The organism is Bacillus sp. ISO11, assembly GCF_003458115.1.
Taxonomy (GTDB): Bacteria; Bacillota; Bacilli; order Bacillales; family Bacillaceae_G; genus Bacillus_A; species Bacillus_A cereus.
In genome coordinates this window covers 57,721-73,575 of record NZ_QXCO01000005.1, presented here as the reverse complement: position 1 = coordinate 73,575, position 15,855 = coordinate 57,721, and the positions used below count along the sequence as shown (strand labels likewise).

Here is a 15,855-nt window from a genome sequence, read left to right as displayed (position 1 = left end):
TGTTTACATAATAAAAATTATGGGTAAGGAGAATCAAGATGAAAAGAGAGAGATTATTACATCTTCATTACTTGCTAGCAGATTATTGGAAAGCGATGGAGAGGCTACTATATGTCGATCCAGAATTAGAGAACATATATAATTTTAACGAAAAACAAATGGAACACTACACTGGAATATCCTCGAAAAAATCTTCAGAACTAGTAAAATTTCTTCAAAGTTCAAATCTTCCGCAATATATATCTTATTTAGAGAAAAATCGTATTTTTTATATAACGATATGGGATGAAAATTATCCGCAATTATTACGTGAAATACAAGACCCTCCCTTCGTTTTATATGGAAAAGGAGAGAAAGATTTCCTGAATAAAGTAAATAAATTAGCAGTTGTTGGAACGAGAGAACCATCATTATATGGTCATGAGAGTTTGAAGTTTATTTTACACCCTTTATTAGAAAGAGAGTGGCTTATTGTCAGTGGGTTTGCAAAAGGGATAGATACAATGTCTCATGAGATTACAGTAAGGCATCATTGCCCGACTATTGCGATATTAGGGCATGGATTGTCTTTTATGTATCCGAAAGAAAATAGACCTTTATATGAAATGTGGAAGGAATATATATTGTTATTGACAGAGTATCCGCCGCACTATGCACCGAAAAAATGGTATTTTCCAAAAAGAAACCGGATTATTAGTGGTATAAGTAAAGGTGTTTTAGTTGTAGAAGCGAAATCGAGAAGTGGAACACTTATTACTGCGGACCTTGCGTTAGAGCAAAGTAGAGAGGTATTTGCGCTTCCTGGACCTATATTTATAGAGGGGGCATCGGGAACGAATCATCTTATTCAGCAAGGAGTAAAACTAGTAAGAAATGCAGAAGATATCTTGGAAGAGATTTTAAATTAACCTTATATTTTTATGTTTTTATTAAACAATTATTGACAAATGGTAGATTGGCACTGTATGGTATATTCATTCTTGATTGACAAAAACAAGAGAAATCAATAAGATTAATGAAGACTTGAATCCACCTCTTAAGGAGGCACTAGCATGTCAGATTACCTCGTAATCGTGGAGTCGCCTTCTAAGGCGAAGACCATTGAGAAATATTTAGGGAAAAAATACAAAGTTGTCGCGTCTATGGGACATGTTCGCGATTTGCCAAAAAGTCAAATGGGGATAGAAGTAAAGAACAACTTCACCCCGAAGTATATTACCATTCGTGGTAAAGGTCCCGTCTTAAAAGATTTAAAATCAGCGGCCAAAAAAGCAAAGAAAGTCTATCTCGCGGCCGATCCAGACCGTGAAGGGGAAGCGATTGCTTGGCATTTAGCGAATACGTTAAATGTGGACGTTGAATCAGATTGTCGGGTTGTGTTTAATGAGATTACGAAAGATGCGATCAAAGAATCATTTAAACATCCTCGTGCAATTAATATGGATTTAGTGGATGCACAACAAGCAAGACGTATACTTGATCGTCTTGTTGGTTACAATATTAGTCCTTTATTATGGAAGAAAGTAAAAAAAGGATTAAGTGCAGGACGTGTACAATCTGTAGCAGTTCGTTTAATCATCGAGCGTGAAAGGGAAATTCAAAACTTTGAACCTGAAGAATTCTGGACAATTAAAACAGAATTTGTAAAAGGAAAAGACACATTTGAAGCAAGCTTTTACGGTGTAGATGGTGAAAAAGTTCAATTAACAAATGAAACGCAAGTGAATGAAATAATTGAACAGATGAAAGACAATGCGTTTTCAGTTGAAAATGTAACGCGCAAAGAGCGAAAACGTAACCCTGCATTACCGTTTACAACATCTTCCTTGCAACAAGAAGCAGCCCGTAAGTTAAACATGCGAGCAAAGAAAACAATGATGCTTGCACAGCAATTGTATGAAGGGATAGATCTTGGAAAACAAGGAACTGTAGGTCTTATTACGTATATGAGAACTGATTCAACACGTATCTCAGAAACAGCTCAAACAGAGGCTCGTACTTACATCACTGAAGCGTATGGTACGGAATACATAGGAACAGAAAAGAAGAAAGAAACGAAAAAGTCAAATGCACAAGATGCGCATGAGGCAATTCGTCCTACTTCGGTAATGAGAAAGCCAGAGGAACTAAAAAGTTTCTTAGGTCGTGATCAACTTCGATTATATAAATTGATTTGGGAGCGATTTGTTGCAAGTCAAATGGCGTCTGCTATAATGGATACTGTGACAGCGAGACTCATTAATAACAATGTTCAGTTCCGTGCAAGTGGATCGGTTGTAAAGTTCCCGGGATTTATGAAAGTGTATGTAGAGTCAAAAGATGATGGTGCTGAAGAAAAGGATAAGATGTTGCCGCCTTTAGAAGTAGGGGAAACTGTATTTTCAAAGGATTTAGAACCAAAGCAACATTTTACACAACCTCCTCCGCGCTATACAGAGGCTCGCCTAGTAAGAACACTTGAAGAACTTGGAATTGGAAGACCGTCGACATATGTACCTACACTTGAAACGATTCAAAAGCGTGGGTATGTAGGCTTGGATAATAAACGCTTCGTTCCGACTGAACTTGGTGAAATAGTAATTGAACTTATTTTAGAGTTTTTCCCAGAAATTATTAACATTGAATTTACTGCCAATATGGAGCAAAGCCTTGATGAAGTAGAAGAAGGAAATGCGAATTGGGTAAAAATTGTTGATGATTTCTACGTAGGTTTTGAACCGCGTTTAGAAAAAGCGGAAAAAGAAATGCGTGAAGTGGAAATTAAAGATGAACCAGCTGGGGAAGATTGTGAATTATGTAATCACCCAATGGTCTTTAAAATGGGTAAATACGGGAAATTTATGGCTTGCTCGAATTTCCCAGATTGTCGTAATACAAAGCCGATTGTGAAAGAAATCGGTGTTACTTGTCCAAAGTGTGATAAGGGTCAAATTATTGAACGCCGTAGTAATAAAAAGAAACGTCTTTTCTATGGGTGCGGTACGTATCCGGAATGCGACTTTGTATCTTGGGATAAGCCAATTGGTCGTAAGTGTCCGAAGTGCGAAGGCATGCTTGTAGAGAAAAAGTTGAAAAAAGGCGTGCAAGTACAATGTATTTCGTGCGATTATGAAGAAGAACAACAAATGTGAGCGTAACTGCTCACATTTTTTTCGGGAAGAAAAGGAAAGGTGATATAAATGACAACACAAGTAGTAAACGTCATTGGCGCAGGTCTTGCAGGAAGTGAAGCAGCTTATCAAATTGCAAAACGTGGTGTCCAAGTTAGATTATATGAAATGAGACCGGTAAGGCAAACGCCAGCTCATCACACAGATAAATTCGCTGAATTAGTATGTAGTAACTCACTTCGTGCAAACACTTTAACAAATGCAGTTGGAGTTATTAAAGAGGAAATGCGCTTAATGGATTCTGTAATTATTCGTGCGGCGGATGAGTGCTCTGTACCAGCTGGAGGCGCTTTAGCTGTAGACCGTCATGAGTTCGCAGCTAAAGTAACAGAATACGTAAAGAACCATCCAAATGTAACTGTAATGAATGAAGAAATTACAGATATTCCAGAGGGACCGACAATTATTGCTACAGGTCCATTAACATCTCCTGATCTTTCTGCAAAATTGAAAGAATTAACAGGAGAAGATTATTTCTACTTCTATGATGCTGCAGCCCCAATCGTAGAAAAAGACAGCATTGACATGAATAAAGTATATTTAAAATCGCGTTATGACAAAGGTGAAGCTGCATATTTAAATTGCCCAATGACAGAAGAAGAGTTTGATCGTTTTTATGAGGCTCTAATTGCTGCTGAGACAGTGCCTTTAAAAGAGTTTGAAAAAGAAATTTTCTTTGAAGGTTGTATGCCAGTAGAGGTTATGGCAAGTAGAGGGAGACAGACGTTAGTATTTGGACCTATGAAACCTGTTGGATTGGAAGATCCAAAAACAGGGAAAACGCCATATGCTGTTGTTCAGTTACGTCAAGATGATGCAGCGGGAACTTTATACAATATCGTAGGTTTCCAAACACATTTAAAGTGGGGACCGCAAAAAGAAGTGTTACAGTTAATTCCAGGATTAGAAAATGCAGAGATTGTACGTTATGGTGTAATGCATCGTAATACGTTTATTAATTCACCTAATTTGCTTCGTCCAACATATCAATATAAACAACGGGATGATTTATTCTTCGCTGGTCAAATGACTGGAGTAGAGGGATATGTTGAATCGGCAGCATCAGGATTATTAGCAGGAATTAATGCTGCGCGTCTTGTGCAAGGTGAAGAGCCAGTTGTATTACCGCCAGTAACTGCGATGGGTAGCATGGCAAATTACATTACGGCAACGAACGCTAAAAACTTCCAACCGATGAATGCGAACTTCGGTCTATTTGCACCGTTAGAGAAGAAGATTAAAAAGAAAGCAGAACGAAATGAAGCGTACGCAGCACGCGCTTTAGAAACGATTCGAAATTTTGTAAATATTTAGTTAAATTTCTTGCAAAGGCTACTAAGTTGTGATACGATTTAGTAGCCTTTATTGAGGTGAGTTGTGTGAATGTGAAGAAATTGTTACAATTATTCGTTGGATATTTACAAATTGAAAGAAATTATTCAAAATATACAATTGCAAGTTATCAAAATGATTTAGAACATTTTGTGCAATTTATGGAACGAGAAGGCATATCCTCTTTTTTAGACGTTACATACGCGGATGTTCGTTTGTACTTAACGACGTTGCACGATGAGAAGTTAGCCCGTAAATCTGTCGCAAGAAAAGTATCAAGCTTACGAAGTTTATATCGTTTTTTGATGCGTGAAGGTTATCGAAAGGATAATCCGTTTGCACTTGCGTCACTCCCCAAAAAAGAATTGTCAATCCCAAAGTTTTTATATGCTGAAGAGTTAGAGGAATTATTTGAAGTTTCTGACACAGAAACACCATTAGGTCAAAGGAATCAAGCTTTGTTAGAGTTGATGTATGCGACTGGGATCCGTGTGAGTGAATGTGTCAATTTACAACTTACCGATATTGACTTTGCGGTGGGAACAATTTTAGTAATGGGAAAAGGAAAAAAACAAAGGTATATTCCGTTCGGAAGCTATGCGCAAGATTCTTTAATTACTTATATAGAGAATGGGAGAAAACAGTTAGTTAATAAGACTGACGAAGACTCTCATATGGTATTTTTAAATGCGAAAGGTAAACCGCTAACAAGTCGTGGAGTTCGTTATGTTTTAAATGAACTCATTAAAAAGGCTTCGCTGACAATGCGGATAAGTCCCCATATGTTAAGGCATACATTTGCTACACATATGCTAGATGAAGGGGCGGATTTACGTACTGTACAGGAGTTATTAGGCCATGAAAATTTGTCGACGACACAAATTTATACGCATGTCTCTAAAGAAAGATTGCGTTCTGTTTACATGAAGCATCACCCGCGGGCATAAATTGCTTTAAAAGCTATAAAAACAAATAAAGGAGTTTTTTCTATGGGAAATTTCCACGCTACAACGATATTTGCAGTTCATCATAATGGAGAATGTGCAATGGCTGGAGATGGCCAAGTGACAATGGGAAATGCTGTTGTAATGAAACATACAGCTCGTAAAGTTCGTAAACTTTTCCAAGGTAAAGTTTTGGCTGGTTTCGCAGGATCAGTTGCTGACGCATTTACTCTTTTTGAAATGTTTGAAGGGAAATTAGAAGAGTATAATGGCAACTTGCAGCGTGCTGCTGTTGAAATGGCCAAACAATGGCGTGGCGATAAAATGTTACGTCAGCTAGAAGCAATGCTCATTGTCATGGATAAAACAACTATGCTCCTTGTTTCAGGTACAGGAGAAGTAATTGAACCGGATGATGGTATTTTAGCAATTGGATCTGGTGGGAATTATGCACTTTCTGCAGGTCGTGCTTTAAAGCAATATGCAAGTGAACACTTAACAGCGAAGCAAATTGCGAAAGCGAGTTTAGAGATTGCTGGCGATATTTGTGTTTATACGAATCACAACATAATTGTTGAAGAATTGTAGAATCGTAAGGGAGGCATTTTATATGCATTTACATTTTACTCCGCGCCAAATTGTGGAAAAATTAGATCAATACATCATCGGTCAAAAAGACGCAAAGAAAGCGGTTGCTGTAGCGTTGAGAAATCGATATCGTCGCAGTAAATTAGCTGAAAATTTACGTGACGAAATTGCACCTAAAAATATCTTAATGATTGGACCGACAGGTGTTGGGAAAACAGAGGTAGCACGACGAATGGCGAAACTCGTTGGAGCACCTTTTATTAAGGTTGAGGCTACAAAATTCACAGAAGTTGGATATGTGGGTAGAGATGTAGAGTCGATGGTACGTGACCTAGTGGAAACATCGGTTCGTATCGTAAAAGAAGAAATGGTAGTGAAAGTTCAAGATAAAGCCGAAGAGCAAGCGAATCAACGTCTTGTTGAAATTTTAGTGCCGAGTCCAGAGAAACAATCTGGATTCAAAAATCCATTAGAGATGCTTTTTGGAGGCACTCAAAATTCGAATCAAACGTCTGATACACAAGAAGATGTTGAAATCGAAAAGAAGCGTCAAGATGTGGAGAGAAAGCTTGCTGCAGGGCTTCTTGAAGACGAAATTGTATCGATTGAAGTGACTGAACAACAGTCTTCCATGTTTGATATGTTACAAGGAACTGGCATGGAGCAAATGGGAATGAATTTCCAAGATGCGCTAGGAAGTTTTATGCCGAAAAAAACGAAAAAACGTAAACTTTCTGTAAAAGAAGCAAGAAAACTCTTGACAAATGAAGAGGCACAGCGCTTAATTGATATGGATGAAGTTACACAAGAGGCTGTTTATCGTGCTGAACAGCTCGGGATTATTTTTATCGATGAAATTGACAAAATTGCTGGTAAGCAGTCGAATAGCGTAGATGTATCACGTGAAGGTGTGCAACGTGACATTTTGCCGATTGTAGAAGGGTCGAATGTTGCGACAAAATACGGATCAGTAAAAACGGATTATATTTTATTCGTTGCAGCTGGAGCGTTCCATATGTCTAAACCGTCGGATTTAATTCCGGAATTGCAAGGGAGATTTCCGATTCGAGTAGAATTAACAAAATTATCGACAGACGATTTTGTTAAAATACTAATCGAGCCTGACAATGCGTTAATTAAACAATATATGGCATTATTAGCGACTGAAGGTATAGAAATTGAATTTTCAGACGAAGCTATTCGTAAGATTGCTGAGATTGCTTATCAAGTTAATCAGGATACAGATAATATTGGAGCAAGAAGACTTCATACGATTATGGAGAAGCTCCTTGAAGATTTATCGTTTGAAGCATCTGAAATTACGTTAGAGAAAATAACGATAACACCTCAATACGTTGAGGAGAAATTAGCAACAATTGCTAAAAATAAAGATGTGAGCCAGTTTATTTTGTAATAGTGTCATCAGGTGACTCGCCCTAGTTTCCAAGTGATGAAAAAATATGTGAGTAACATGTAGGAGGAACTTTTGAAATGGAATTATTAGCAAAAACGAGAAAATTAAATGCGTTATTACAGAGCGCAGCAGGGAAGCCTGTAAACTTTAGAGAAATGTCTGACACAATGTGTGAAGTAATCGAAGCAAACGTATTCGTAGTTAGCCGTCGTGGTAAATTACTAGGTTATGCAATTCACCAACAAATCGAAAACGAACGCATGAAGCAAATGCTTGCAGAACGTCAATTCCCAGAAGAATATACACAAAGCTTATTCAACATTACAGAAACATCTTCAAACTTAGATGTGAACAGTGCTTACACAGCATTCCCAGTAGAAAACAGAGAATTATTTGGTCAAGGTTTAACTACAATCGTACCAATCGTTGGTGGCGGTGAGCGTCTAGGTACATTAGTATTAGCTCGTCTTGGTCAAGAGTTCTTAGATGATGATTTAATCCTTGCTGAGTACAGCTCAACTGTTGTAGGTATGGAAATCTTACGTGAAAAAGCAGAAGAAATCGAAGAAGAAGCACGTAGTAAAGCTGTTGTTCAAATGGCGATCAGCTCATTATCTTACAGTGAGTTAGAAGCAATTGAGCACATCTTCGAAGAATTAAATGGAACAGAAGGTTTACTTGTTGCAAGTAAAATTGCTGATCGCGTAGGAATTACTCGTTCTGTAATCGTAAATGCACTACGTAAATTAGAAAGTGCTGGTGTTATTGAGTCTCGTTCTTTAGGTATGAAAGGAACATACATTAAAGTGCTAAACGACAAGTTTCTACAGGAACTTGCTAAATTAAAAACAAACTAATTTATAAAAAACTCTCCTCGATTGAGGAGAGTTTTTTATGTGCAATGGATAGATGGTGCTTGTGAAAAGTGTCATAAGCGTGTTTTCTGGGAAAACTATTAATTGTATTTATTTTTTTTGCTTAAAAGAAATGAAGGTTGGTAATACTAGAATTCGAGTATGAACAAAGAAAGTTTTACATTGTTCGCATTTTCGACTTGATTGTAATATTTCAGTATGATATAGTAAGCAGTGGTGTCAGTACAAAGTACACACGTTTACTGATTTAAGTGTTGGTGCTACGTTTGTAGTTTCGCTTAGAGATGAAGTAAACGGAGGATATCAAAAACCATTTAGGAGGAACTATATTATGTCAGTAATTTCTATGAAGCAATTGCTTGAAGCTGGTGTTCATTTCGGACATCAAACTCGTCGTTGGAACCCAAAAATGAAGCGTTACATTTTCACAGAGCGTAACGGTATCTACATCATCGACTTACAAAAAACTGTGAAAAAAGTTGAGGAAGCTTACAGAACGATGCGCGACATCGCTGCTGAAGGCGGAGACATCTTATTCGTAGGTACTAAAAAACAAGCACAAGAAGCTATTAAAGAAGAAGCAACTCGTGCTGGTATGTACTTCGTTAACCAACGTTGGTTAGGCGGAACTTTAACAAACTTCCAAACAATCCAAAAGCGTATCAAGCGTCTTAAAGACATCGAAAGAATGCAAGAAGATGGTACTTTCGAAGTACTTCCTAAGAAAGAAGTTGTTCAACTTAAAAAAGAGTTAGAGCGTCTTGAGAAATTCTTAGGCGGTATTAAAGATATGAAAGGTCTTCCAAGTGCATTATTCGTAGTAGACCCTCGTAAAGAGCGTATTGCAGTTGCTGAAGCACGCAAATTACACATTCCAATCATCGGTATCGTTGATACAAACTGTGATCCAGACGAAATCGATCACGTTATCCCAGCAAACGATGATGCAATTCGTGCTGTAAAACTTCTTACATCTAAAATGGCAGACGCGATCCTTGAAGCAAAACAAGGTGAAGAAACTGTTACTGCGTAACAAAGTTGGAAAGGTGATAAGGGGTTCGGCCTTTTATCACCTTTTTTAAGGTATAAACACCTTTATAAAAGGTATAAATACATATTTTAGGAGGATGAAAAGTATGGCAATCACTGCTCAAATGGTAAAAGAATTACGTGAAAAAACTGGCGCAGGTATGATGGACTGCAAAAAAGCTTTAACAGAAACTAACGGCGACATGGAGAAGGCAATTGACTTCTTACGTGAAAAAGGTATTGCGAAAGCTGCTAAAAAAGCTGACCGCATTGCTGCTGAAGGTTTAACTTTCATCGAAACAAACGGTAACGACGCTTTAATCTTAGAATTAAACTCTGAAACTGATTTCGTTGCGAAAAACGAAGGTTTCCAAACACTAATTAAAGAATTAGCTGCTCACTTATTAACTAACAAACCAGCTAACGTTGAAGAAGCTATGGCTCAAACAATGGAAAACGGTAAAAAGGTTGAAGAGCACATCAACGAAGCAATCGCTAAAATTGGTGAAAAACTTACACTTCGTCGTTTCGAAATCGTATCAAAAACTGATGCAGATGCATTCGGCGCTTACCTACACATGGGTGGACGCATTGGTGTATTAACAGTTCTTGAAGGTTCTACTGATGAAGCTGCTGCTAAAGATGTTGCAATGCACATCGCTGCAGTTAACCCTAAATACATCGACCGCGATGCTGTAACAGCTGAAGAAGTTGAGCATGAGCGTCAAGTATTAACACAACAAGCATTAAACGAAGGCAAGCCTGAGAAAATCGTTGCAAAAATGGTTGAAGGCCGTTTAGGCAAATTCTTCGAAGAGATTTGCTTACTTGACCAAGCATTCGTTAAAAACCCTGATATGAAAGTTCGTCAGTTCGTTGAGTCTAAAGGCGGAACATTAAAAGGATTCGTTCGCTACGCTGTTGGTGAAGGTATCGAAAAACGCGAAGACAACTTTGCTGAAGAAGTAATGAACCAAGTAAAAGGTAGCAACTAATACAGATTAGGGAACACATTGTGTTCCCTTTTTTAAAATAAAGATGTAAGCAATTGGAGGTTCATTATGAGTAAACCGAAATATAATCGTGTCGTTTTAAAGCTAAGTGGAGAAGCTTTAGCTGGAGAGCAAGGATTTGGAATTAACCCAACTGTTATTAAGTCAGTTGCGGAACAAGTAAAAGAAATTGCAGAACTTGATGTAGAGGTTGCTGTTGTTGTTGGTGGCGGTAACATTTGGCGTGGGAAAATTGGAAGTGAAATGGGCATGGATCGTGCAGGGGCAGATTACATGGGCATGTTAGCGACAGTTATGAATTCATTAGCTCTTCAAGATAGCTTGGAGAATATCGGAATTCAAACTCGTGTACAAACTTCAATTGAGATGCGTCAAGTTGCAGAACCTTACATTCGTCGTAAAGCAGTTCGTCACTTAGAGAAAAAACGTGTTGTTATCTTTGCAGCAGGTACAGGTAACCCATACTTCTCTACAGATACAACAGCAGCATTACGTGCGGCAGAAATTGAAGCAGATGTAATTTTAATGGCGAAAAACAATGTAGATGGTGTATATAATGCGGATCCATCTATTGATCCAACAGCTACGAAATATGAAACGCTTACTTACTTAGACGTATTAAAAGAAGGTTTAGGTGTAATGGATTCTACAGCTTCTTCTCTATGTATGGATAATGATATTCCATTAATTGTATTCTCAGTTATGGAAAAAGGTAATATTAAACGTGCCGTTTTAGGCGAAAATATCGGAACAGTGGTAAGGGGGAAATAAATATGGGACAACAAGTATTGAAGTCTTCAAATGAAAAAATGGAAAAAGCAGTTGCTGCTTATTCTCGTGAATTAGCAACAGTTCGTGCTGGCCGTGCAAACGCGTCTGTATTAGATAAGGTACAAGTTGATTACTATGGTGCACCAACACCAGTTGTGCAATTAGCGAACATTACAGTTCCAGAAGCGCGTTTACTAGTAATTCAACCTTATGATAAAACTTCTATCGGTGATATTGAAAAAGCAATTTTAAAAGCAGATTTAGGCTTAAATCCTTCTAATGATGGAACTGTAATTCGTATTGCATTCCCTGCATTAACAGAAGAACGTCGTCGTGATCTTGTAAAAGTTGTGAAAAAATATGCTGAAGAAGCTAAAGTTGCTGTTCGTAACGTACGTCGTGACGGAAATGATGATCTTAAGAAGCTTGAAAAAGCTGGCGAGATTACAGAAGATGATTTAAGAGGATATACTGAAGATATCCAAAAAGAAACAGATAAATATATTGCAAAAGTTGACGAAATCGCAAAAAACAAAGAAAAAGAAATCATGGAAGTGTAATAGCGATAACTTCGCAATTATGACCCTCTTCTTAAGGGGGTCTTTTTACACTTTTAGGCATACGTCTGCTTGCTGGAGGGTATGAATGATGTTTAAAAACTTTCCTTTTTTTAAAGGTAAAAAGGACACATCGTTTGATCATCTCGTTGAAGAAGTGAAAAAAGGATATATCCCAGAACATATTGCCATCATTATGGATGGGAATGGAAGATGGGCAAAGAGGAGAGCAATGCCTCGTATTGCGGGACATCATGAAGGTATGCAAGTTGTAAAGAAAATTACAAAATTTGCAAGTAAACTTAATGTGAAAGTGTTAACTCTTTATGCTTTTTCAACTGAGAACTGGAAAAGACCGAAAAAGGAAGTTGATTATTTAATGAAGCTTCCAGAAGAATTTCTAGGTACATTTTTACCAGAATTGATTGAAGAAAACGTACAAGTCCGAGTAATAGGGCAAAAAGATCGTCTTCCTACGCATACACGCAGAGCGATGGAGAAAGCCATGGAAGATACGAAAGAGAATACGGGATTAATTCTTAATTTCGCGTTAAACTATGGAAGTCGAGATGAAATCGTTTCTGCTGTGCAACATATGATGAAAGATAATGAGGAAGGAAAAATTCGTTCTGAAGAGGTAAGTGAAGAAATGCTTTCCTCCTACTTAATGACGAGTTCTTTACCTGATCCAGAGTTGTTAATCCGAACAAGCGGAGAGCTACGTATTAGTAATTTCATGTTATGGCAAATTGCATATTCGGAGTTTTGGTTTACAGACGTGTATTGGCCAGACTTCAAAGAAGAACATTTGCTAAATGCGATTACTGACTTTCAACATAGAGGGCGCAGATTCGGAGGCGTGTAGAAAGAGAGGGTTTGGTAGTGAAACAGAGAATTATTACTGGAGTGGTTGCTGCCGCGCTATTCATTCCCATCGTAATATACGGTGGCGTGCCTTTTACGGTTTTAGTGTATGCACTTGCTTCTATAGGTTTATATGAATTAATTCGTATGAATAAGCTTACGCTTATTTCAGTACCGACAGTTTTAGCTGCAGTATTATTGTGGATTCTTTTAATTCCAAGTAGTGCATCAGAACTGTTTACATGGATTGGATTAGGTAAATTGGAAATCACATTTGTGATTGTTTTATTACTTTTATCATATACAGTCCTTTCTAAGAATACATTTACTTTTGATAATGCTTCATTTTTACTGATGGCAACGACATATGTGGCAATGGGATTCTTATATTTAAATGAAACGAGAATATTAGGAATTAAATATGTATTTTGCGCATTATTTGTTATATGGGCTACTGATTCAGGCGCATATTTCGTAGGAAAAGCATTGGGCAAGAGAAAATTGTGGCCAGAAATCAGTCCAAATAAAACGATTGAAGGTTCATTAGGGGGCATCGTTTGTGGAATTATTGTGGCACTTGTTTACAACGTGTTCTTCCCAGTCGAATCGAATGTAGTAATTTTAATTGTGCTGACAATTATTATTTCTATTTTTGGACAAATTGGTGATTTAGTACAATCTGCTTTTAAACGTCATTATGGCGTAAAGGATTCAGGTACAATTTTACCTGGGCATGGTGGTATATTAGACCGAACAGATAGTTGGTTATTCGTTTTACCAATTCTCTACTTCTTATTACAATATAATTAATAAATGAACGAGGGGTTGGAGTCATGAAAAACATTAGTTTATTAGGTGCAAGCGGATCAATTGGTACACAAACTTTAGATGTATTACGCTCGCACCCAGACCAATTCCGTCTCGTTGCTTTTTCTGTAGGGAAAAATATTGACTACGCAGTAAAGGTAATTCAAGAATTTTCTCCGCAAATCGTCTCTGTGCAAAGAGAAGAAGATGTTTTAAAATTACAATCTGTTTCTGGTAATACAAAAATTGTATATGGTAGTGAAGGACTTTTAGAAGTAGCACTACATCCAGATGCGGAGATTGTAGTAAATGCTGTTGTAGGTAGCGTAGGGTTGTTACCAACACTTCGTGCAATTGAGGCGAAAAAAACAATTGGAATTGCAAATAAAGAAACGTTAGTAACTGCAGGACATCTTGTAATGGAAGCAGCACGAAAACATAATGTTTCGTTACTTCCAGTTGATAGTGAACATTCGGCTATTTTTCAATGCTTGAATGGTGAAAATGAAAAAAGAATTTCTCGTCTTATTATAACGGCTTCTGGTGGAAGTTTCCGCGATAAAACGAGGGATGAATTGCATCATGTGACCGTAGAAGATGCGCTTCGACATCCAAACTGGTCAATGGGTTCGAAAATTACAATTGATTCTGCTACAATGATGAATAAGGGACTAGAAGTAATTGAAGCACATTGGCTTTTTGGTATCCCTTATGAGCAAATCGATGTTGTTTTACATAAAGAAAGTATTATCCATTCTATGGTTGAATTTGAAGATCGTAGTGTAATGGCGCAGCTTGGTTCACCTGATATGCGAGTACCAATTCAATACGCACTTACATATCCGGATAGATTGCCTCTTTCAGACACAAAACAGTTAAACTTATGGGAAATAGGGACGTTGCATTTTGAGAAAATGGACCAAGAACGATTCCGTTGTTTACGTTTTGCGTATGAAGCTGGAAAAGCAGGTGGAAGTATGCCAGCTGTAATGAACGCAGCGAATGAAGTAGCTGTTGAAGCCTTTTTACAAAAGAGAATTGATTTCTTAACAGTGGAAGACCTCATTGAAAAAGCAATGAACCATCACAATGTCATTGCACGACCGAGCTTAGAGGAAATTTTGGAAATTGATGCGGCCACAAGACGGTTTGTGATGGAACAAATTTAGCAAAGGTGGTTATGGAATTGAATACAGCGATTGCCTTTATATTAATTTTCGGTGCACTCGTATTTTTCCATGAGCTAGGGCATCTATATTTCGCAAAAAGAGCAGGTATTTTATGCCGCGAGTTTGCGATTGGTTTTGGTCCGAAAATATTCTCATTTGAAAAGAATGAAACGGTGTATACGATTCGATTACTGCCCCTTGGTGGCTATGTAAGAATGGCTGGCGAGGATGCGGACACAGTTGAGTTAAAGCCTGGGAAAAAGGTTGGCCTTGTATTAAATGAAAAAGACGAAGTTGTGAAATTAGTTTTTGATGGATATGAAAAGTATCCAAATGTTCGTGTTATTGAAGTCGAACAAGCTGATTTGGAGCATAATTTAACAATTTCGGGCTATGAAGAGTACGAGGAAGAGCTTCAAACATTCCGAGTGAATGAAAAGGCTCGTATTATTACTGCGGGGGAAGAAATTCAAATTGCCCCGTATAATAGACAATTTGGCTCGAAAAAACTAGGGCAACGCGCTTTAACAATCTTTGCGGGTCCTGCAATGAACTTCATTTTAGCATTTGTTATTTTTGTGATTCTTGGATTTGTACAAGGGGTTCCTGTTGACAAACCAATGGTCGGAAAAGTGATGGATAACAGTGCAGCACAGCAAGCTGGATTGAAAGAGAATGATACAATTCAAGCTATTGATGGGAAAAACACAAGTACATGGAAAGATGTTGTTACTATTGTACGTGAAAACCCAAATAAAGAAATTACGTTACAAGTAAAGCGTGATAATGAACAGTTTAATGTGAAAGTTACGCCAACACTCGATAAAGAAGGTAAAGAAGAAGTTGGTAGAATTGGTGTCTACTCTCCTGTAGAGAAAACAGTGATGGGTTCTATTAAATCAGGTTTTGAACAAACGTACCAATGGACGAAACTAATTTTTGAGTCTCTTGTGAAATTAGTAACTGGTCAATTTTCTATTAATGAGTTGTCAGGTCCAGTAGGAATTTATAATCTAACAGATCAAGTTGTAGATTATGGGTTTACGCGTGTACTAAGTTTAGCTGCAGTTCTAAGCATTAATCTTGGTTTATTTAATTTATTACCAGTTCCTGCTTTAGATGGTGGCCGTTTATTCTTCTTCTTAATTGAAGCGTTACGAGGGAAACCAATTGATCGCCAAAAAGAAGGAATGGTTCACTTTATTGGTTTTGCATTATTAATGTTACTTATGTTAGTTGTAACTTGGAATGACATTCGTAAGTTTTTCTTGTAAAATAAAGTGAAACTTATAATGAAATAGAGCTCGTAGAATAAAATCCCT

The 15,855-nt window shown here is 37.5% G+C and carries 15 protein-coding genes; all 15 read left to right on the top strand.

The features are described 5' to 3' along the window. The first annotated feature begins 38 nt into the window (after window positions 1-38). The 15 genes from dprA to rseP all read left to right on the top strand — a co-directional run bounded on the left by dprA (window position 39) and on the right by rseP (window position 15,807). Window positions 39-908 carry a DNA-processing protein DprA gene (gene dprA, locus D1166_RS06880; RefSeq protein ID WP_097856244.1) on the top strand — a complete coding sequence of 290 codons (870 nt, stop codon included), beginning with the start codon at window positions 39-41 and terminating at the stop codon, window positions 906-908. A 144-nt stretch (window positions 909-1,052) separates the two neighbouring features. Continuing rightward, window positions 1,053-3,131: a type I DNA topoisomerase gene (gene topA / locus D1166_RS06875; protein ID WP_001286963.1), complete on the top strand. Its 2,079-nt coding sequence runs from the start codon at window positions 1,053-1,055 to the stop codon at window positions 3,129-3,131. A 48-nt stretch (window positions 3,132-3,179) separates the two neighbouring features. Beyond that, window positions 3,180-4,484, top strand: a complete 1,305-nt coding sequence (gene trmFO / locus D1166_RS06870) for an FADH(2)-oxidizing methylenetetrahydrofolate--tRNA-(uracil(54)-C(5))-methyltransferase TrmFO (RefSeq protein WP_000213002.1) — start codon at window positions 3,180-3,182, stop codon at window positions 4,482-4,484. A gap of 65 nt (window positions 4,485-4,549) precedes the next feature. After that, window positions 4,550-5,449 (top strand): tyrosine recombinase XerC, encoded by a 900-nt coding sequence (gene xerC, locus D1166_RS06865; RefSeq protein WP_001101241.1) that lies wholly within the window; start codon window positions 4,550-4,552, stop codon window positions 5,447-5,449. Window positions 5,450-5,491: 42 nt separating this feature from the next. After that, window positions 5,492-6,034 (top strand): ATP-dependent protease proteolytic subunit HslV, encoded by a 543-nt coding sequence (hslV, locus tag D1166_RS06860; protein WP_000526272.1) that lies wholly within the window; start codon window positions 5,492-5,494, stop codon window positions 6,032-6,034. 22 nt (window positions 6,035-6,056) lie between these two features. Then, entirely contained in the window at window positions 6,057-7,448 is a 1,392-nt protein-coding gene (gene hslU / locus D1166_RS06855; RefSeq protein ID WP_000550087.1) for an ATP-dependent protease ATPase subunit HslU, read from the top strand. 77 nt (window positions 7,449-7,525) lie between these two features. After that, the gene (gene codY / locus D1166_RS06850; RefSeq protein WP_000421290.1) at window positions 7,526-8,305 is read left to right on the top strand and encodes a GTP-sensing pleiotropic transcriptional regulator CodY; all 780 of its coding nucleotides are present in this window, start codon (window positions 7,526-7,528) and stop codon (window positions 8,303-8,305) included. A 349-nt stretch (window positions 8,306-8,654) separates the two neighbouring features. Continuing rightward, window positions 8,655-9,356: a 30S ribosomal protein S2 gene (gene rpsB, locus D1166_RS06845; protein WP_000111485.1), complete on the top strand. Its 702-nt coding sequence runs from the start codon at window positions 8,655-8,657 to the stop codon at window positions 9,354-9,356. A gap of 103 nt (window positions 9,357-9,459) precedes the next feature. Continuing rightward, the gene (gene tsf, locus D1166_RS06840; RefSeq protein ID WP_001018578.1) at window positions 9,460-10,347 is read left to right on the top strand and encodes a translation elongation factor Ts; all 888 of its coding nucleotides are present in this window, start codon (window positions 9,460-9,462) and stop codon (window positions 10,345-10,347) included. A gap of 66 nt (window positions 10,348-10,413) precedes the next feature. Further along, the gene (gene pyrH / locus D1166_RS06835) at window positions 10,414-11,136 is read left to right on the top strand and encodes a UMP kinase (RefSeq protein WP_000042668.1); all 723 of its coding nucleotides are present in this window, start codon (window positions 10,414-10,416) and stop codon (window positions 11,134-11,136) included. 2 nt (window positions 11,137-11,138) lie between these two features. Then, on the top strand, window positions 11,139-11,696 hold the full coding sequence (gene frr, locus D1166_RS06830; protein WP_000531501.1) for a ribosome recycling factor: 558 nt from the start codon (window positions 11,139-11,141) through the stop codon (window positions 11,694-11,696). Window positions 11,697-11,781: 85 nt separating this feature from the next. Continuing rightward, on the top strand, window positions 11,782-12,558 hold the full coding sequence (gene uppS / locus D1166_RS06825; RefSeq protein WP_000971296.1) for an isoprenyl transferase: 777 nt from the start codon (window positions 11,782-11,784) through the stop codon (window positions 12,556-12,558). A 17-nt stretch (window positions 12,559-12,575) separates the two neighbouring features. After that, window positions 12,576-13,367, top strand: coding sequence for a phosphatidate cytidylyltransferase (gene cdsA / locus D1166_RS06820; protein ID WP_000813592.1), 792 nt, complete (start codon window positions 12,576-12,578; stop codon window positions 13,365-13,367). Window positions 13,368-13,390: 23 nt separating this feature from the next. After that, a complete protein-coding gene (gene dxr / locus D1166_RS06815; RefSeq protein ID WP_000790372.1) occupies window positions 13,391-14,533 on the top strand; it encodes a 1-deoxy-D-xylulose-5-phosphate reductoisomerase in 1,143 nt (380 codons plus the stop codon). Window positions 14,534-14,550: 17 nt separating this feature from the next. Next, window positions 14,551-15,807, top strand: a complete 1,257-nt coding sequence (gene rseP / locus D1166_RS06810) for an RIP metalloprotease RseP (RefSeq protein WP_001090245.1) — start codon at window positions 14,551-14,553, stop codon at window positions 15,805-15,807. Window positions 15,808-15,855 lie beyond the last annotated feature (48 nt).